This is a genomic window from Pseudomonas sp. TE3911, from assembly GCF_054062775.1.
The window spans coordinates 6,122,559-6,141,929 of sequence record NZ_JBSSFP010000001.1; the positions used below are offsets into that span (position 1 = coordinate 6,122,559).

The window sequence follows — 19,371 nt, forward strand, 5'->3', positions numbered from 1 at the left end:
TGCCTGACCAATGGAGGCTTTGCTGTTTCAGAGGTGAACGACGGCCATGTCCAGGCGACCATAGTCGTTATCGTTGTGATCACTGCGCGGTGGAACATGGTGAGTTTTCATCACCTGATCGCCTTGCAGTGTTTCCAGATGGATGTCGAAGCCCCACAACCGGTGTAAGTGCTTGAGTACTTCCTCGGTGGATTCGCCCAGGGGTTTGCGGTCATGTTGCTGGTGACGCAAGGTCAGCGAGCGGTCGCCGCGGACATCAATGCTGTAGATCTGTACGTTGGGCTCCCGGTTGCCCAGGTTGTACTGCGCGGCCAAGGTTTCACGGATGATGCGGTAGCCGGGCTCATCGTGGATGGCCGGGACCACCAAATCGTCCTTGAGATCGTCATCGAGGATGCTGAACAGCTTGAGGTCGCGGATCACCTGGGGTGACAGGTACTGCAGGATAAAACTCTCGTCCTTGAAGCTGCTCATGGCGAACTTGATGGTGGACAGCCAGTCGCTGCCGGCGATTTCCGGAAACCAGCGGCGGTCCTCTTCGGTCGGGTGTTCGCACATGCGCCGGATGTCGCGGTACATGGCAAAACCCAGAGCGTAAGGGTTGATGCCGCTGTAATACGGGCTGTCGAAGCCAGGCTGAAATACCACACTGGTGTGGGAGGTGAGGAACTCCATCATGAAGCCGTCGGTGACCAACCCCTCGTCGTACAGGTCGTTCATGAGCGTGTAGTGCCAGAACGTCGCCCAGCCTTCGTTCATCACTTGGGTTTGGCGCTGTGGATAAAAGTACTGGGCGATTTTGCGCACGATGCGCACGATTTCCCGTTGCCATGGTTCCAGCAGTGGGGCGTGTTTTTCCAGGAAATATAGGATGTTTTCCTGAGGTTCGGCGGGGAAGCGTGCATTGTCCTTGTCGCTGTTTTTGTCGGCGCGTTTAGGAATAGTGCGCCACAGGTCGTTGATTTGCTTCTGCAGGTGCTCTTCGCGCTCCTTCTGACGCAGGCGTTCTTCCTCCGCGGAAATCGGGTACGGGCGCTTGTAGCGGTCGACCCCGTAGTTCATCAGGGCATGACAAGAGTCGAGCAAGTCCTCCACTGCGTCGATCCCGTGGCGCTCCTCACACTGCATGATGTACTGCTTGGCGAACACCAGGTAATCGATGATCGAACTCGCATCGGTCCAGGTGCGGAACAGGTAGTTGCCTTTGAAAAAGCTGTTATGCCCATAGCAAGCGTGGGCCACCACCAATGCCTGCATGCAGATGGTGTTTTCTTCCATCAAGTAGGCGATGCATGGGTCGGAGTTAATCACAATCTCGTAGGCCAGCCCCATCTGGCCACGGGTGTAGGACTTCTCGGTGCTGAGGAAGTGTTTACCGTAGGACCAATGGTGATAACCCAGCGGCATACCGACAGACGCGTAGGCATCCATCATCTGCTCAGCGGTGATCACTTCGATCTGGTTGGGGTATGTGTCCAGGGCATAACCCGCCGCGATCCGACTGATTTCCTTGTCATAGGCCTGGATCAGCTCAAAGGTCCACTCGGAGCCGGTGGAAATGGGTTGGCGCTTAGTCTCTTTTTTGGCGGTCATGTCACTAACCTGCGCTGGAAGAGTTCACGGAAGACCGGATAGATATCGCCGGCCGAGACCAGTTGCTGCTGGGCGAACGTGTCGGCAAAAGCTTCGCCGATGCGCTCATATTCGAACCACAGGGCCTGGTGCTCACGGGGGGTAATTTCAACGTAAGTGTAGTACTGCACGAACGGCATGATCTGGTTGATCAGAATGTCGCGGCAGATGGGCGAATCATCATTCCAGTTGTCGCCGTCAGAGGCTTGAGCGGCGTAGATATTCCATTCGTTGGCCGGGTAGCGCTCGGCCATGATCTCCTGCATCAGCTTCAGGGCGCTGGACACGATGGTGCCGCCGGTTTCCCGCGAGTAGAAGAACTCTTCTTCGTCGACTTCCCGGGCGCTGGTGTGATGGCGGATGAACACTACGTCGATCTTGTCGTAGTTTCGCTTCAGGAACAGGTAGAGCAGGATGAAGAACCGTTTGGCGATGTCCTTGGTGGCCTGGGTCATGGAGCCGGAAACGTCCATCAGGCAAAACATCACCGCCTTGGAACTGGGGTTCGGTTGTTTGACGAGCAGGTTGTATTTCAAGTCGAAGGTGTCGAGGAACGGCACACGATGGATGCGCGCACTGAGTTTCTCGATTTCCGCCTCGATTTCCTGGATATCGCCGAAGTTATCCGGTTCTTCGCGCTTCAAGCGCGCCAACTCTTCCTTGGCCTCTTTCAATTTGGCGCGGCTGCTGCCCGACAGGGCGATACGCCGTGCATGGGCCGAGCGCAGGGTACGGATGATATTGATCCGTGACGGGTTGCCCTCGTTACTGATACCTGCCCGCACGGTCTTGAAGGTGTCGGTACCGGTCAGGTTTCGTTTGACGAGGTTGGGCAATTCCAAGTCCTCGAACATGAATTCGAGGAATTCCTCCTGGGTAATCTGGAACACAAACTCGTCCATGCCTTCGCCAGAATTGCCGGCTTTGCCTGGACCTTTGCCGCCACCACCGCCTTGAGGTCGCTGGATATGTTCGCCGGTGGTGAACTCCTTGTTACCAGGGTGCACGACGGTCTGTTTGCCGCCGCGGCCATGGTGCAGGACCGGTTCGTCGATGTCCCGTCCGGGAATGCTGATTTGCTCACCATGCTCCATGTCGGTAATGGAGCGGCGGCTGACGGCCTCTTCGACGGCCTTTTTGATGTGGTCACGGTAACGCCGCAGGAAACGCTGGCGGTTTACCGTGCTCTTGTTCTTGCCATTGAGGCGTCGGTCGATCACATAGCTCATGAGGAGCCCTCCGGGCAGCTTCACGTTACAAGCTTCAAGCGGCGAGCTGGAAGCTTAGAGACAAGCGGTCAACTGCCAGGCCCATGACCTGGCAGTGCACGCCTATCGCTGCCTTACTGCGATTTGCGAACCCGCAGATACCACTCGGAGAGCAGTCGTACCTGTTTGTCGGTGTAGCCACGCTCGACCATTCGTGTGACGAAGTCGTTGTGTTTTTGCTGGTCCTCCTTGCTGGCCTTGGCATTGAAGCTGATGACCGGTAGCAGATCCTCGGTGTTGGAGAACATTTTCTTCTCGATGACCACCCGCAGCTTCTCGTAGCTGAGCCAGGTAGGGTTCTTGCCGTTGTTGTTGGCACGGGCACGCAGTACGAAGTTGACGATCTCGTTGCGGAAATCCTTCGGATTGCTGATGCCAGCGGGTTTCTCGATCTTTTCCAATTCCTCGTTGAGGGCTACGCGGTTGAGGATCTCGCCGGTTTCCGGGTCGCGGTATTCCTGGTCCTGGATCCAGAAGTCCGCATACAGCACATAGCGGTCGAAAATGTTCTGGCCGTACTCGCTGTAGGACTCCAGGTAAGCGGTCTGGATTTCCTTGCCAATAAACTCGATGTAGCGTGGCGCGAGGTACTCCTTGAGGAAGCGCAGGTAGCGTTCACGGGTTTCCGCCTGGAACTGTTCCTGTTCGATCTGCTGCTCCAGCACATAGAGCAGGTGCACCGGGTTGGCGGCGATCTCGTGCGGGTCGAAGTTGAAGACTTTGGACAGGATCTTGAACGCAAAGCGCGTCGATAGGCCGTTCATGCCTTCATCCACGCCTGCCGTGTCGCGGTATTCCTGGATTGACTTGGCTTTAGGATCGGTGTCCTTGAGGTTTTCACCGTCGTACACGCGCATCTTAGAGTAGATGTTCGAGTTCTCCGGCTCCTTGAGGCGCGACAGCACGGTGAACTGGGCGAGCATCTTCAGGGTGTCGGGTGCGCAATGGGCCTTCGCCAGGGAGCTGTTGAACAGTAGCTTGTCGTAGATCTTGATCTCATCGCTGACTCGCAGGCAATAAGGCACCTTGACGATGTAGATCCGGTCGATGAAGGCTTCGTTGTTCTTGTTGTTACGGAAGGTGTGCCATTCCGATTCGTTGGAGTGGGCCAGCAGGATCCCGGTGAACGGAATCGCGCCCAAGCCTTCGGTGCTGTTGTAGTTACCTTCCTGGGTCGCGGTAAGCAGTGGGTGCAGCACCTTGATCGGAGCCTTGAACATTTCCACGAATTCCATCAGGCCTTGGTTGGCCCGGCACAGTGCGCCCGAGTAGCTGTAGGCGTCGGCGTCGTTTTGCGGGAATTCTTCGAGTTTGCGGATATCGACCTTGCCCACCAGCGCCGAAATATCCTGGTTGTTCTCATCGCCCGGCTCGGTCTTGGCAACGCCGATCTGGTTGAGGATCGAGGGGTAGAGTTTCACCACGCGGAACTGGCTGATGTCACCGCCAAACTCGGCCAGGCGCTTGGTGGCCCAGGGCGACATGATGGTGTTGAGGTAGCGGCGTGGGATGCCGAAGTCTTCTTCGAGGATCGCGCCATCTTCCGTGGCGTTGAACAGGCCCAGTGGCGACTCGAAGACCGGCGAGCCCTTGATCGCGTAGAAGGGCACTTTCTCGATCAGCTGTTTGAGCTTTTCGGCCAGGGACGATTTACCGCCGCCGACAGGGCCGAGCAGGTAGAGGATCTGTTTCTTCTCTTCCAGGCCTTGGGCGGCATGGCGGAAGTAGGAGACGATCTGATCAATGCATTCTTCCATTCCGTGGAAGTCTTCAAAGGCCGGGTAGCGGCGGATCACCTTGTTGGAGAATATTCGCGACAGGCGCGAATTATTGGCGGTTTCCACCAGCTCCGGCTCACCAATCGCCAATAGCAGGCGCTCGGCGGCAGATGCGTAGGTGCTGCGGTCCTGCTTGCACAGCTCAAGATACTCTTGCAGCGTGAGTTCTTCCTGCTGTGTGGACGCGAAGCGTTGTTGGAAGTGGCTAAAGATACTCATGACGTCGTCACCTCGCTCGATACGTGGAGCCGACGCCGGATCTATCAGTCGATGCTGGCAGTCATTGACGATCGCCAATGGCCGTTTTCCCCCCAGAACACCCTAAACGCTACCGATGACCCGCACGCCGGTGTACCGGCTCTCCCCTGATTCGGATGGCCTGCGCTTAAGGATAGTTCGGAATCTGGGAGGTCAAGGCGTGATACGCAATTAGTTTGCCTGCGCCGTTCGTCAGAAACGGCGCGAGCCCAAGCGTCACGCGGGGTAGCGGGGTTTGAAAATATTTATTGCGAATCGCCCGAAGAAATTTCTGCAGGATAAGTCGTACGCCACAGCTCAAAACCACCGTCCAGGCTGTAGACGTCGGAGAAGCCTTGGCTGATCAGGTAGGCGGCGGCGCTTTGGCTGGAGTTGCCGTGGTAGCAGGCCACGATCAGTGGCGCGTCGAGGTCGGCGGCGCGGATGAAGTCGGCGATGTTAACGTTATCCAGATGCTGGGCGCCGGTGATATGGGCTGCCGAGTAAGTAGGCTGGTCGCGGATATCAACCACCACCGCGCCTTGCTCGCGCAGGGCTTGGGCTTGTTCGGGAGGGATACGTTTGAATTCGCTCATGGCGGGCTCCTTGTCTTGGCGGTGCTTAGCGTCTAGCGCTTGGCGGCAGCCGGCAGTGTAATGGGAAGGGGAGATTCACACTGGCAGCTGTGGCGCTCGCCAGTGTCGATGTTCATCAGGGTCATGGCGCCGCCCCACACGCAACCGGTGTCGAGGGCGAATACGCCGGGTTCGTTGCACTTGCCTTCCAGGGCGGCCCAGTGGCCGAAGATGATCTTCGTATCACGGGTCTTGCGTTCCTTATGGGCAAACCACGGCTTGTAGCCGGGCAGGGCGGTGTCGGCACCTTCTTTGCTCTTGAGGTCCAGCTTGCCCTCGGCGGTACAGAAGCGCATGCGTGTGAAGTAGTTGGTGATCACCCGCAGGCGGGCGACGCCCGTCAGGTCGTTATCCCACTTCACCGGTTCGTTGCCGTACATGCCGTCCAGGTAGGTGGTGTACAGGCTGTCATCGGCCAAGGCACTTTCGACTTCGGCTGCGCACTTAAGGGCTTTCTTCAGCGTCCATTGCGGCGGGATACCCGCATGCACGAGGGCCATGTTGCGGCCTTCGTCGTAATGCACGATCTTTTGCCGGCGCAGCCAGTCGAGCAGCTCGGCTCGGTCGGGCGCTTCGAGAATTTCCCGCAGGGTGTCGCCCTTTTTCAGGCGCTCGATATTATTGCCGGCCGCCAACAAGTGCAGGTCATGGTTGCCCAGCACGCACACCAGGGAATCACGCAGGCTATATAAGTAGCGCAGGGTTTCCAGGGACTCAGGGCCGCGATTGACCAGATCACCGACTAACCAAAGCCGATCATTGGCCGGGTCGAAGGCCACGCGCTCAAGCAGGCACTTGAGCGGCTCCAGGCAGCCTTGCAGGTCGCCGACTGCGTAGGTCGCCATCAGTGCAGGGCTCCCGGTACGGCAAGGCGAAATGGCTTGATGATGGCGTCGAACAGTTGGCCATCGGTGGCTTTCATCTGATACGAGCCTTGCATGGTGCCGACCTTGGAGGTCATCACCGTGCCGCTGCTGTAGGTGTGGCTGGCGCCAATGTCGATCAGCGGTTGCTGGCCAACCACGCCTGCGCCGCGCACTTCTTCCACTTGGCCGTCACCGTCGGTGATTACCCAATGGCGTGATAGCAACTTGGCCGGCACCTGCCCGTTGTTCTTCACCGTGATGGTGTAGGCAAAGGCAAAGCGGTTCTGTTCAGGTTGCGATTGGTCCGCCAGGAAGCGGGTCACGACGCTGACGTCGATCTGGTAGCGAGGATCGGACATGCAAGAGGCCTTAAAAGCAAAAGCGGAGGACAGCAGATGCGGATCAGTCTAGGCCAAGAGGTGGGCACTAGGCCAGACATGTGTCTGGCCATGCCTGGGTGCTTCAGTCGACTGCTGGAGCAGGCTGGATGGCAAGCTGGTCTGCCAGGCGCACGAACGCGGCCAGGTCCAGTTGCTCGGGACGCAGGCTACCGTCGACGCCGGCGGCTTCGATTTCAGCTTGGCTCAATAGGGCCTTGAGCGTGTTGCGAAGGGTCTTGCGGCGTTGGTTGAACGCTTCGCGCACGACACGTTCCAGCAACTTGTGGTCCTTGGCCGGGTGGGGCAGAACGGCATGCGGTATCAGGCGAACAATGGCCGAGTCGACCTTTGGCGGCGGGTTGAATGCACCCGGACCCACGTTGAACAGGTGTTCAACGCGGCAGTGGTACTGAACCATGATCGACAGACGGCCCCAATCACCACCACCTGGGCCTGCGGCCAGGCGTTCCACCACTTCTTTCTGCAGCATGAAGTGCATGTCGCGGATGATCCCGGCGTTGTTCAGCAGGTGGAAAATCAGCGGTGTGGAGATGTTGTACGGCAGGTTACCGACCACGCGCAGGCTGTTAGGCGCGGCGTTGAGGGAGTTGAAGTCGAACTTCAGTGCATCGCCCTGGTGCAGGTTGAAGTTGGATTTTCCGGCGAACTGCTGGTTGAGGATAGGGATCAGATCCTTGTCCAGTTCAACCACGTCCAGCTGGCCACCGCTGGCCAGCAGGCCTTGGGTCAATGCGCCCTGGCCTGGGCCGATTTCCAGCAGGCGGTCTTCGGGCTTGGCATGGATGGAGCGCAGTATGCGGTCGATCACGCCAGCGTCGTGCAGGAAGTTTTGCCCGAAGCGCTTGCGCGCCCGGTGTTGGTAATGCTCAGTCATATACGGGTCTCGGCCATCTGATAGGCGGTTTCCAGGGCCACGTGCAGGCTGCCGGTATCGATCTTGCCGCTGCCCGCCAAGTCCAGGGCAGTGCCATGGTCGACGGAGGTGCGGATGATCGGCAGGCCCAGTGTCACGTTGACGGCGGCGCCGAAGCCTTTGTATTTCAGCACCGGCAGCCCCTGGTCATGGTACATCGCCAACACTGCGTCGCAGTGCTCCAGATATTTGGGGGTAAACAGAGTGTCCGCTGGCAGTGGGCCACGCAGGTCCATGCCTTCTTGGCGCAGACGCTCCAGGGTTGGTTCGATGATGTCGATTTCTTCATGGCCCAAGTGCCCGCCTTCACCTGCATGGGGGTTGAGCCCACAGACCAGGATACGCGGTTGAGCGATGCCGAATTTTTGCTGCAGGTCGGCGTGCAAGATGCGCGTGACGCGCTCCACGCGTTCGGCGGTGATGGCGTCTGCGACGTCACGCAGCGGCAGGTGCGTAGTCACCAGGGCGACACGCAGGCCGCGTGTGGCCAACATCATCACGACTTGTTCAGTGTGTGTCAGTTCGGCGAGGAATTCGGTGTGGCCGGAAAAGGCGATGCCGGATTCGTTGATCACGCCCTTGTGGACCGGTGCGGTGATCATGCCGGCGAAGTCACCGTCGATGCAGCCTTGCCCCGCACGAGTCAGGGTTTCGAGCACAAAAGCCGCATTGGCCTTGTCCAGTTGCCCTGCAACCACCTTGGCCTGCAGTGGGGTGTCCCACACATAGAGGCTGCCCGCGGGCGCCGGCAGGTCAGGCCAGTTGCCCGGCGCCACGTCCAGCAGGTTGATAGCCACACTCAGTTGCGCGGCCCGCTCAAGGAGCAGGTCGCGGCTGGTAATGGCAATCAGGGGGTATGGCTGAGGCTGCGAGGCGAGCAGCAGGCAAAGGTCTGGACCAATGCCGGCCGGCTCGCCGGGTGTTACCGCGAAACGCTGGGGTTTCACTGTGCTGCCTGGTCGGTGCCTGTTTGCTCGGCGCCTGGCAGCTTGTTTTCCACGTAGGCTTCGTCACGGATCTGACGCAACCAGGTTTGCAGCTCTTCGTCGTACTTGCGGTTACGCAGTACGTTCAGCGCTTGTTGCTCGCGGGCCTGGCTGGTGTTGTCAGTGGCGCGGCGGCCAAGGACTTCCAGTACATGCCAGCCATATTGGGTCTTGAACGGCTTGGACAGTACGCCTTGCGGAGTATCGGCCATTACCTGTTGGAACTCGGGCACCAGCGCTTTCGGATCGATCCAATTCAGGTCGCCGCCGTTGAGGGCTGAACCTGGGTCTTCCGAAAAGCTCTTGGCCAAGGTGGCGAAGTCTTCACCGCTTTCGATGCGGTCATAGATCTTCTGGGCCAGCTCCTTGGTTTGCGCCTCGGTACGGATTTCGCTTGGTTTGACCAGGATATGACGAACATGAACCTCGTCTTTCAGCGAGGTCTCGCCACCGCGACGTTCCAGCAACTTCAGGATAATGAAGCCACCTGGGGTGCGGGCTGGCTGGGTGATACCGCCCACTTCCATGGCACTCAGTTCACGGTCGAACGGAGGTGGCAGTTGAGCGGCTTTACGCCAGCCCATATCGCCGCCTTCAAGGGCGTTGTCGCTGCCGGACTGGGCAATGGCCATCTGAGCAAAGTCAGCACCGCCTTTCAGGCGATCATAGATAGCTTGGGTTTTCGCCGCCGCCGCATTCAGTTGCTCGGAGTTGGCACTGTCCGGGGTCGGGATCAGGATATTGGCCAGGTGCAGTTCTTCGGAAAGCTGCATCTTGCCCAGGTCGGAGGCCAGGAAGTTCTTCACTTCCTGCTCGGACACCTGCACTCGCTCGGCAACACGACGCTGACGCACACGGCTGATGATCATCTCGCGGCGGATCTGGTCGCGGGCGTCTTCGTACGAAAGACCGTCGCGGGCCAGGGCTGAGCGGAACTGGTCGATGCTCATGTTATTGCGTTGAGCGATGGTGCCGACGGCCTGGTTCAGCTCTTCGTCCGAAATACGAATACCGGAACGATCACCGATCTGCAGTTGCAGGTTTTCGACGATCAAGCGTTCAAGTACCTGTTGGTCCAGGACGCTGGTAGGCGGTACACCACCGCCACGCTTGGCGATGGTTTGCTGAACTTCCTTGACCCGTTGGTCCAGTTGGCTCTGCATGATCACGTCGTTATCGACGATGGCCACTACCTTATCCAGCTGTTGAACCGCAGCGTGTGCCGATGCGGTCCCCAGGAACAGTGCGCCCAGCACTAGCGGGCGCAGACAATCAGAAAGCTTGGTCTTCACGTTCACGATAACCTTCAATGCCTTTGTCGAGGAAGCTCTCTACCTTGGCGCCGGTCAGGCCGCCGAGTCCTTTGAGGACGATCTGCAGGAAGAGCCCGTGGTCACCCTTTTCGTTCAGCGGGGCGATCTGGCTGTATTCGTCGTTGGAAACCCAGTAACGGTTGATGACGCGCAGTTTCCAGCAGCAGTTGTCGTACTCGAAACCACCAAAGGCTTCCAGGGTACGGTTGCGTGCGTAGTCATACTGCCAGCGGGTGATCAGGTTCCACTGGGGAATGATCGGCCACATCATCGAGAAGTCGTGTTGTTGGATTTTGTAGTAATCCTTCACGTAGTTCTGGTCGCCTGGCTGACCGTAGTCGCCACCGAACTGCCACTTACCGGTCAACTGGTTGTAGACAACCTGGTCGTTACGATAGCGGTAACCAACGTTGATGATCTTGTTCGGGTTGTCTTCCGGCTGGTAGTGAAGCATCGCGCTGCCGGAGCGAGGGCTGTGCTCTTCGGTGTCCCAGTTGTAGTCGGCCGTGGCGCGCCAGTCGCGGTTGAAGCGGAACTCGTAGTCCAGGGCAACCGGGGACACGTCGGACTGTGCATCGGCACGGTCGGCAGCCAGGATGCCTGGCAGTTGAACTTCACGATCCTTGAAGTACACCGCCTGGCCCACGGACACGCGTTGACGCTCGAAGCCGTTTTCTTCGATCCAGCGGCTGGTCAAGCCAAGGGACAGCTTGTTTTCGTCGCCGATACGGTCGGAGCCGCTGAAGCGGTTGTCGCGGAACAACGACGCGTAGCTGAACGAGTACTCGCTGGTGTCGAACACCGGAATATCGCTTTGGTCCTTGTTCGGCACGTACAGGTAGAACGCGCGCGGCTCAAGGGTCTGGCGATAGTCTTTGCCGAACCAGTTGGTATTGCGATCGAAGTACAGGCCGCTGTCGACGCTGGCCACAGGAATTGCGCGGTCCTGGGAGCTTTTGAACGTGCCGCCGGCATACGGATTAGCTGCAGTCGCGTTTGCCTGGGCAACAACAATGTCGTTCTTGCCTTTGCTGTCCAGATCAAGATCGTACTTCGTGTATACGTACTTGAGCTTCGGCGTCACAAAGCCGTAGGTCCAGTTCATCGGGTATGAAACGGCTGGCGCTACGTTCAGGCGAGTACCGTTTGCACGGGTCAGGCCGTTGACGTAAGTGTCCAGGCGACGCTCGGAATCACCGTTTTCATTGATAAAGTTGCCGCTTTCCAGGCTGCGTTCAAACCGAACTGCTTCGGTTTCGTAGCTGAAGTTCAAACCACCTGGGTGGTATGGCAACTGACCATTGAAGGTGATCTGTGGCAGTCGGTCATACGGTGTGATCTGGGAGATCGTGGCCAGCTGGTAAGCCTGGACATTCAAGCGCGCCTGGTAGGAGTCGCCGCGATAACTCACGGAGCCCTGCTGGTTGACGTAGTCCCGGCTCTCGACACCTTCCTGATAGGACTTGAGGTCCTGGAAGTAATAAGGGTCGCTGATTTTGGTGTAGTCGACCTGGGTCAGTACACGCGAATCCAACCCGCCTTTATGCTGCCAATTGAGCATGTAGCGGGTTTTTTCGTAATCGGTCTGCAGTTTGCGTTCGTCGTTGTCGTCGTTGAGGTACGCGCCGCCGAACTGGCCTTCGCTGGACTTGGTGAGGTAGCGGAATTCGCCTTCCATCATCATGCCGCGCTTGGTCATGTATTGCGGGTACAACGTGGCGTCGTAGTTCGGCGCCAGGTTGAAGTAGTACGGCGTAACCAGGGTGAAGCCGGTTTCGCTGCCGGTGCTGAAGCTCGGCGGCAGGAAGCCGGACTGACGACGGTCGTCGATCGGGAAATAGATGTAAGGGGTGTACAGGATCGGGATGTTCTTGATCCGCAACGTCGCGTTGGTGGCCGTACCGAAACCGGTGGCTGGGTTCAACGTGATGTTGTTGCCCCGAAGCTGCCAGGCGTTGCTGTCCGGCTCGCAGGTGGTGTACGTACCGTCCTTGAGACGGATGATCGCGTTTTCGGCGCGCTTGGCGTACAGCGCGTTACCGCGGATACGCGACTTGTGCAGCACGTATTCGGCGTTGTCGATCTGGGCCGCGCCGGTGTCCAACTGAACCTGAGCGTGGTCGCCGACGATCAGTGCACCGTTGTCACGCAGTCGTACGTTGCCGTTCAGCTCGCCGCGGCTTTCGGCCTGGTACAAGCTGGCTTCTTCGGCTTCAAGCTGCATGCTGCCCTGACGCATGACGACGTCACCTGCCAGGGTCGCGACTTGTTGTTCCTGCTCGTAACGAGAGGCCTTGGCACCGATGAAGGTGGGCGCATCGCTCTTGTTCGTCTTGTCGTTCATGCCAGGACGAGTCGGCTCGATGTACGCACCGCCGCAATAAGGACCGGTTTCGGCCAACTGGGCTGCGGTCAACTTTTCGCGAGGTACCCAGTCCAAGTGGCTGTAGTCGGCGCTGCGTGAGCGCAGGCCACGGCCCTTGGATTCTGTGACCAGTGCGGTCTTGGGTTCGGCCGCGGCAGTGCCACCAGCTTCGGCCTGTGCCGTGCTGTTGGCCGAGCTGACGGCAGCGCCGTCATGCACCGGGCGCGGTGGCAATGGGGCTGCGGCGGTTTTCGGCGCGCAATCCCAGGCACCCGAAGCAGAGACTGAGCAGTCATACTGTTCCGCGGCGACCACGAATGAGGTGGCGAAGGGTTGCATGGCCAGCAGACTGCCGGTTACCAGCAACGGAAATTTTCTACGAAACGCGGGGGATTTCAATGCCATCTTATTAGTCCGGGCTTCCTGCGTGCCATCTGCCCGCGGTTTGGGCCGCACGCCTCTCGATGGTCTGAAAAAGATGCGTGATAATAAAGCATGACCCGCTTGACGGCTAGCGCCGTCGGAGACCCTTGTAATGCCTGAGCAAGATCTACGTTTACAACAGCTGGAAGTCTGGCTGGATGAGCAGTTGCCGATCCTTTTCAACGCTCAAGACTGGGGCTCCGTACCCCCGGCCACACTGACTGCGGCCAGCAGCGACGCGAGTTTCAGGCGTTACTTCCGTTGGGAGGGTGGCGGCCGGACTTTCGTGGTGATGGACGCTCCACCCCCCCAGGAAAACTGCAAACCCTTCGTCGATATCGCCCATTTACTGGCGAAGTCGGGCATAAATGTTCCAAAAATTTATGCAGAAGATCTGTCGCGCGGCTTTCTTTTGCTCAATGACCTGGGCAGAAAAACCTACTTGGACGTGATTGACGAACAAAACGCCGATCAGCTGTTTGCCGACGCCATCGACGCCTTGCTGGCATTCCAGCAGTTGCCGATGGACGCACCACTGCCCAGTTATGACGTTGCCTTGTTGCGCCGCGAGCTGGAACTCTTTCCCGAGTGGTACGTACGGCGCCATTTGGGTGTCGAGTTGGATGCAGAACAACAATCCCTCTGGCAGCGCGTCAGCGACCGACTGATCGACAGCGCCCTGGCGCAGCCGAAAGTGCTGGTGCATCGCGACTATATGCCGCGCAACTTGATGATCAGCGAGCCGAACCCCGGCGTGCTGGATTTCCAGGACGCGGTCTACGGCCCGGTCACTTATGACATTACCTGTCTGTTCAAGGACGCTTTCCTCAGTTGGCCCCAGGCGCGCGTACGCGATTGGCAGCGCGGTTATTGGGAGCGTGCGGGCCAAGCGGGCATCCCGGTGCAACCGGATTTTGATGACTTCCTGCGTGCCAGCGACCTGATGGGTGTGCAGCGCCACCTCAAGGTCATTGGCATCTTCGCGCGTATTTGCCATCGCGACGGCAAGCCACGCTACTTGGCCGACGTGCCGCGCTTCTTTGCTTATATAGAAGCAGTGCTCGCCGATCGCCCGGAGTTGAGCGAATTGGCTGAGCTGCTGACCAGTCTGCGCCAACCCGCTGAGGCCAGCGTATGAAGGCCATGATCCTGGCCGCCGGCAAAGGTGAGCGGATGCGTCCGCTTACCTTGCACACGCCCAAGCCGCTGGTGCAGGCCGGCGGCAAGCGTCTGATCGAATACCACCTGGAGGCGCTGGCCAAGGCCGGCTTCACCGATATCGTGATCAACCACGCCTGGCTCGGCCAGCAGATCGAGAGCTATTTGGGCGATGGTGCGCAGTTTGGCGTACGCATCCGTTACTCCCCGGAGGGCGAACCGCTGGAAACCGGCGGTGGGATTTTCCAGGCGTTGCCGTTGCTGGGGGACGAGCCTTTTCTGGTGGTCAATGGCGATATCTGGACTGACTACGACTTTACCCAACTCAAGCAACCGCTCAGCGGCCTGGCTCACCTAGTGATGGTCGACAACCCAGCGCATCATCCCTCGGGCGGTGATTTCTTCCTTGATGAGGGTCTGCTTCATGATGCGACGCCCGGTGCCGATAACCTGACCTTCAGTGGCATTTCAGTGCTCGACCCCCAGTTGTTCGCGGGTTGCAGTGCCGGTGCCTTCAAGCTGGCGCCGCTGCTGCGTGCGGCGATGGCCAAGGGTCAGGTAACGGGGGAACACATGGCGGGACGCTGGATTGATGTCGGCACGCTGGAGCGCTTGGCGCAAGTCGAAACCCTGCTGACAGCGGGGCAGTAGCATGTTGTGGCCAGGGACGCTGATCGGCGCCGGGGCTGGCTTTGCCATTGCCAGTATTCCGGGGGCCTTGTTGGGTGCATTGTTGGGACAGGCGTTGGACCGCCGAATGCAACTGCGCAGCTGGGCTCAGTTGCGCGAGCGCATGGGCGGCCGCCCGGTGCTGCGCAATGATGAGTTGTTGTTTGTATTGCTCGGGCGCCTGGCCAAAAGCAACGGGCGCGTGGTGGACGGGCATATCCAGCAGGCGCGTCAGGAGATGCGCTCGCTGGACATGACCGAGTCCGCCCAGCGCCGCGCGATTGCGGCGTTCAATCGCGGTAAATCGGGCTCCGACCGTATGCGCAGTTATCTGCGCGTGCTCAAGGCTCAGCCCCATGCGGCGGAAGGTGTGTTGCGCGCCTGTTGGCGGATGGTGTGGGCGGACGGCAAGGCGGATGATGCCGAGCGCGACTTGATCAACCTGTGGGGCAAGTGGTTGGGCTGGACGCCGCAGCAGCTTCAGGCCTTAGCGGCCGACTACACGCCTGAGCGCAAGCCGCTGGTCAATCGAGGCACGACCTACCAGGAAGCGTTGCGACTGCTCGGCGTCACCGCTACCACCGAGCCGTCGGTCATCAAACGTGCCTATCGCCGCCTGCTGAGCCGTCACCATCCGGACAAGGTGGCCGGCAGTGGCGCCAGTCTCGCGCAAGTGCGTGAGGCGACCGAGCGAACCCGTGAATTACACAATGCTTACTCGTTGATTCGCGAGCGCCGGGATTTTCGCTAGATGCCGCTCTTTCACGGATAATCACATTCCGATGTGGGAGAGGGGCAAGCCCCTCCCACATTGTTTTTGTGCTGTTCTTCAGTCGGCGCTGGCCTGCGGGCTCAACCACCCGCGAATCCTGCGATACAACTGCTCCTGCTCGGCTGCGCTATTGCCGGGCACGGTTTTCAATGACACCTGCTTATAGCCATCATTCTTCAATCGCTTGGCAGCCTGCGCACGGGCCTGAGCGTTTTTGCGTGCCTGCGCGTTGTCTTGATAGAAGACATCGGCAGTCGGCAGTTTCAGGCCGGGCGCCAGTTGCTGCACGTCCGGATGGCGTCCGTTAGGCGTCTGCGCCGCGACCATCACAAATTTCTGCACCTGGGACGGTTGTTTCTCGGTGAGATAACGCGCGGCCCACCAGGCGCCTGTGCCATGACCCAGCAGCACCACACTGCGTGCGTTCTGCGTCTGGGCGAAGGCTACGGCAGCGTCGATGCGGTCGAAGATGCGCGAGGCGTCGGTCTTGTCCTGCTCGTCGGGGCCCGGCACCACTGACGGATCGGTGCCCTCGGCTTCGGCGCTGGCGGCTTGTTCGATCGGTTTGTCGGCGGTGCTCGCTTCTTTGCTGCTGGTGTCGACAGTGGCTTTGGGTGCTTCCATAACGCGCGGCGGCAGGGTATCTACGCTCACATCCGGCAATGACAGGCTGAGGCTGCCCCAATTGGCGTCGGGAAATTTGCGCCGCAACGGGCCGATTGCTTGCGGCCAGTCAGCACTTTCACCGCTGCCCGGTACGATAATCACCACACCTTCGGGTTCGGCGCTGTTGGCCGGTTTCCACAGGGCGAGGAATGAGTCGCTGCCAGCCTGCAATTGTTGCTGTTCCTGCTGAGGGATGGTGCGCTCCAGCGCGGTGGCGTCTTCCTGGCTGCGCTCAAGCAGAGGCTGGCGCTCGACGGGTTTTTCGTCGGCCGGCGCGGGGGCGTCGGCGGCCTGTACAGAAAAGGCACTGGTAAACAGCAGCGACAGGCACAATGCTGGCAGTGCCGAACGGTTTCGATAGGGCATCGTAGATTTCCGGCCAGAAGAGATTCCAGCAGCCTAATGGGTTGGTCAGTTTTTGTCAGTGATGTGAGACGTGGATCATGGGTTTTCGCTGTCTGCTGGTTATCGGCTGTTTGTGCGTCGCCTTGATGGCGAACGCCTCCCCTACGCCTGCCGCCCCGCAGGCGCAGCTCAATGCGCAGCAGCGCGAATGGCTGGCCCAGCACCCGGAATTGCGGGTGGGCGTAGTGCTGCAGTTGCCTTACGCGCAGTACGACCGTCGCTTGCAGCGCTTGTCCGGGGCCAATGTGGAGTTGATGCAGTGGCTGGCCAAGGCGCTGAATATCGAGCTGACCTGGCGCAATTTCCCCAACCAGGAGCAACTGGAAGCCGCCGTCCGCGACGACGAAGTGGACATTGCCCCCGGCCTGCAACAAACCCCAGCCGGTTTGCGCCTGTGGTTATTCAGCGACCCATATATGCGTGTGCCCCAGCATATCGTCGGCATCCGCGAGGGCGGCGGCGCGGTTGAGCTGGAAAAACTGGACGATCAATCCCGCGTCGCCGTGCGCATGCCCAGCGCCGTGGCCGATTACTTGCGCAGCACTTATCCCAACCTCAACCTGCAAGGTGTGCCCATTGAGCGCCAGGCCTTGCAGTTGTTGGTCAGCCAGCAAGCGCGTTATGCCGTGGTAGATGAAGCGCAATTAAGCCGATTATCCGGCGAGGCCGAGTTCGCCGGTTTGGCGGTGGTGGGGGACATCGGTCTGCCGCAATTGTTGCGGGTGGCCACACGGCGCGATTGGCCCGAACTGGCGGGCATCATGGAAAGTGCCTTGGGCGCTATCCCCGCCCGAGACCTTGACCAACTGCATAGCCGCTGGCTGCAACCCAAATACCCACGGTTATCGGAGTCGCCTGGGTTGTGGCAGAACCTCAGCCTGTTACTGAGCCTGCTGCTGCTCGCCAGTTTGGCGACCGTGTTCTGGCAGCGCCGCCAGCAACGAGTGTTGGAGCATGGCCTGCTGGCCGCCCGTGAAGAAAGCGCCGCCCGCGCTGCCGGTGCCGAAGCGCTGCGGTTGACACAGTTTTCCATCGACCAAAGCACCGTCGGCATCCTGTGGGTCAACTGGGACAGCCATGTGCGCTACGCCAACCACGCCGCCGAAAGCATGCTCGGTTATGCTCCTGGCGCACTGATCGAGCGGCCGCTGGTTGACCTTGACCCGACCCTGGACATGGACCGCTGGCTCAATTTGTGGAAGCGCGCACGGGCCAGCGAAGAGGGGCCACAGAACTTCGCCACCGATTGTTTGCGCGCCGACGGGAGCATCCTGCCGGCCAACGTGTCCTTGAGCTTTTTGCGGTTTGCCGAGGCTGAGTACTTGGTGGTTTACCTGAACGACGTCACCGAGTTGCGCCGCACGCTGGCCGCGTTGATGCAAAGCGAAGCGCAACTACGCGAACTGTCGGCCCACCTGGAAACCGTGCGCGAGGAAGAAAAAGCCCGCATCGCCCGGGAAGTGCATGACGAACTCGGTCAGATGCTCACTGTGCTCAAGTTGGAAACGTCCATGTGCGAGCTGGCTTATGCGCAACTGGACCCTGGCCTGCACGAGCGCTTGAACAGCATGAAGCGCCTGATTGCTCAACTGTTCCAACTGGTGCGGGACGTCGCGACGGCGCTGCGCCCACCGATTCTCGATGCTGGCATTGCCTCCGCCGTTGAATGGCAAGCCCGTCGTTTTGAAGCGCGCACGCAGATTCCCTGTCTGGTTCAGGTGCCGGATAACCTACCGACCCTGAGCGACGCCAAGGCCATCGGCCTGTTTCGTATCCTGCAGGAGGCGCTGACCAACGTGATGCGCCATGCCCAGGCGCATACTGTGGAGCTGACGCTGGCTATAGAAGGCTCGGATTTGCGGTTGACCATCAGCGACGACGGCGTGGGGTTCGTCCAGCCTGAAGGGCGTGCGGTATCGTTTGGCCTGGTCGGTATGCGCGAGCGGGTGCTGATCATGGGCGGGCAATTGAGCCTGCACAGCGAGTTGGGGGAGGGCACCACCCTGAGTGTGACGGTGCCGCTGGATGCATAACGCCAAGAGGAAGTCCCTGTGATCCGTGTACTGGTAGCCGAAGACCACACCATCGTTCGTGAAGGCATCAAACAACTGATCGGCCTGGCCAAAGACCTGCTGGTGGTGGGGGAGGCTAGCAATGGCGAGCAGTTGCTGGAGACGTTGCGCCACGTGCCGTGCGAGGTGGTGTTGCTGGACATCTCGATGCCCGGCGTCAACGGCCTGGAAGCGATTGCGCGCATCCGTGCGTTGAGCAACCCGCCGGCGATCCTGGTGCTGTCGATGCACGACGAAGCACAAATGGCCGCCCGTGCCCTGAAGGTCGGTGCCGCCGGTTACGCCACCAAGGACAGCGACCCGGCGCTGTTGCTGACGGCGATCCGCAAAGTCGCGGCCGGCGGGCGTTATATAGACCCGGACCTGGCCGACCGTATGGTGTTTGAAGTCGGTCTGACCGACGCCCGGCCATTGCATTCGTTGCTGTCGGAACGGGAGTTCTCGGTGTTCGAACGCTTGGCGCAGGGCGCCAACGTCAATGACATCGCCCAGCAACTGGCGCTGAGCAGCAAGACCATCAGCACTCACAAGGCGAGATTGATGCAAAAGCTCAATATCACCTCCCTGGCTGAGCTGGTGAAGTACGCCATGGAACACAAGCTGTTGTGATGACATGCCTGTTTGCGACCTGCTTCAAACCCCGCTGACGCCATTCCCGGCGCTTCGCACTGCAGCACTGTTCCATCCCCGCCATACGTGTAGGGCAATCCCTACCCCCAAGCTTCCATCCTGCTGATGCAATTCTCTCCTGGCCCCCGATTTCCGGGGCCTCGCGCCTGGACTACGCTTGTGCCACAGCAGTCCAAAACACA

Annotated in this window: 16 protein-coding genes; 5 read left to right on the forward strand and 11 right to left on the reverse strand. The window is 59.6% G+C overall.

Annotated elements, in window-relative coordinates:
* Positions 1–27: 27 nt before the first annotated feature.
* From ACVWXD_RS27860 to ACVWXD_RS27905, 10 genes are all read right to left on the reverse strand, one after another.
* Positions 28–1,593 carry a SpoVR family protein gene (locus tag ACVWXD_RS27860; protein ID WP_032883861.1) on the reverse strand — a complete coding sequence of 522 codons (1,566 nt, stop codon included), beginning with the start codon at positions 1,591–1,593 and terminating at the stop codon, positions 28–30.
* Positions 1,590–2,861 (reverse strand): YeaH/YhbH family protein, encoded by a 1,272-nt coding sequence (locus ACVWXD_RS27865; RefSeq protein WP_016977872.1) that lies wholly within the window; start codon positions 2,859–2,861, stop codon positions 1,590–1,592. The genes ACVWXD_RS27860 and ACVWXD_RS27865 overlap by 4 nt, the downstream gene beginning before the upstream one ends.
* Before the next feature lie 113 nt (positions 2,862–2,974).
* Positions 2,975–4,897, reverse strand: a complete 1,923-nt coding sequence (locus ACVWXD_RS27870) for a PrkA family serine protein kinase (protein ID WP_003194732.1) — start codon at positions 4,895–4,897, stop codon at positions 2,975–2,977.
* A 284-nt stretch (positions 4,898–5,181) separates the two neighbouring features.
* Positions 5,182–5,511, reverse strand: a complete 330-nt coding sequence (glpE, locus tag ACVWXD_RS27875; RefSeq protein WP_032883859.1) for a thiosulfate sulfurtransferase GlpE — start codon at positions 5,509–5,511, stop codon at positions 5,182–5,184.
* A gap of 32 nt (positions 5,512–5,543) precedes the next feature.
* Positions 5,544–6,395, reverse strand: coding sequence for a symmetrical bis(5'-nucleosyl)-tetraphosphatase (locus tag ACVWXD_RS27880; protein ID WP_099601626.1), 852 nt, complete (start codon positions 6,393–6,395; stop codon positions 5,544–5,546).
* Positions 6,395–6,775, reverse strand: coding sequence for a Co2+/Mg2+ efflux protein ApaG (apaG, locus tag ACVWXD_RS27885; RefSeq protein ID WP_032883857.1), 381 nt, complete (start codon positions 6,773–6,775; stop codon positions 6,395–6,397). Before apaG ends, ACVWXD_RS27880 begins: the two co-directional genes overlap by 1 nt.
* 103 nt (positions 6,776–6,878) lie before the next feature.
* Complete coding sequence (rsmA, locus tag ACVWXD_RS27890; protein WP_457371542.1) at positions 6,879–7,691, reverse strand: 16S rRNA (adenine(1518)-N(6)/adenine(1519)-N(6))-dimethyltransferase RsmA; 813 nt, start codon at positions 7,689–7,691, stop codon at positions 6,879–6,881.
* Entirely contained in the window at positions 7,688–8,677 is a 990-nt protein-coding gene (pdxA, locus tag ACVWXD_RS27895; RefSeq protein ID WP_122756335.1) for a 4-hydroxythreonine-4-phosphate dehydrogenase PdxA, read from the reverse strand. The genes rsmA and pdxA overlap by 4 nt, the downstream gene beginning before the upstream one ends.
* On the reverse strand, positions 8,674–10,014 hold the full coding sequence (locus ACVWXD_RS27900) for a peptidylprolyl isomerase (protein WP_032883854.1): 1,341 nt from the start codon (positions 10,012–10,014) through the stop codon (positions 8,674–8,676). Before ACVWXD_RS27900 ends, pdxA begins: the two co-directional genes overlap by 4 nt.
* Entirely contained in the window at positions 9,989–12,799 is a 2,811-nt protein-coding gene (locus tag ACVWXD_RS27905; protein WP_260367991.1) for an LPS-assembly protein LptD, read from the reverse strand. The genes ACVWXD_RS27900 and ACVWXD_RS27905 overlap by 26 nt, the downstream gene beginning before the upstream one ends.
* Positions 12,800–12,929: 130 nt before the next feature.
* Here ACVWXD_RS27905 and ACVWXD_RS27910 point away from each other — a divergent pair, with 130 nt between their 5' ends.
* The 3 genes from ACVWXD_RS27910 to ACVWXD_RS27920 are packed head-to-tail and all read left to right on the forward strand — an operon-like array spanning position 12,930 to position 15,395.
* Positions 12,930–13,955 (forward strand): aminoglycoside phosphotransferase family protein, encoded by a 1,026-nt coding sequence (locus ACVWXD_RS27910; protein WP_260367992.1) that lies wholly within the window; start codon positions 12,930–12,932, stop codon positions 13,953–13,955.
* Complete coding sequence (gene murU, locus ACVWXD_RS27915) at positions 13,952–14,626, forward strand: N-acetylmuramate alpha-1-phosphate uridylyltransferase MurU (RefSeq protein ID WP_032883851.1); 675 nt, start codon at positions 13,952–13,954, stop codon at positions 14,624–14,626. Before ACVWXD_RS27910 ends, murU begins: the two co-directional genes overlap by 4 nt.
* Position 14,627: 1 nt before the next feature.
* Positions 14,628–15,395 (forward strand): TerB family tellurite resistance protein, encoded by a 768-nt coding sequence (locus tag ACVWXD_RS27920; RefSeq protein WP_032883850.1) that lies wholly within the window; start codon positions 14,628–14,630, stop codon positions 15,393–15,395.
* A gap of 78 nt (positions 15,396–15,473) precedes the next feature.
* Here ACVWXD_RS27920 and ACVWXD_RS27925 read toward each other — a convergent pair whose 3' ends face one another.
* Positions 15,474–16,448, reverse strand: a complete 975-nt coding sequence (locus ACVWXD_RS27925) for an alpha/beta hydrolase family protein (RefSeq protein ID WP_457371543.1) — start codon at positions 16,446–16,448, stop codon at positions 15,474–15,476.
* A gap of 77 nt (positions 16,449–16,525) precedes the next feature.
* Between ACVWXD_RS27925 and ACVWXD_RS27930 the strand changes: the two genes are divergently transcribed.
* Positions 16,526–18,520, forward strand: coding sequence for a PAS domain-containing sensor histidine kinase (locus tag ACVWXD_RS27930; protein ID WP_032883848.1), 1,995 nt, complete (start codon positions 16,526–16,528; stop codon positions 18,518–18,520).
* 18 nt (positions 18,521–18,538) lie between these two features.
* Positions 18,539–19,168 (forward strand): response regulator, encoded by a 630-nt coding sequence (locus ACVWXD_RS27935; protein WP_032883847.1) that lies wholly within the window; start codon positions 18,539–18,541, stop codon positions 19,166–19,168.
* Positions 19,169–19,371 lie beyond the last annotated feature (203 nt).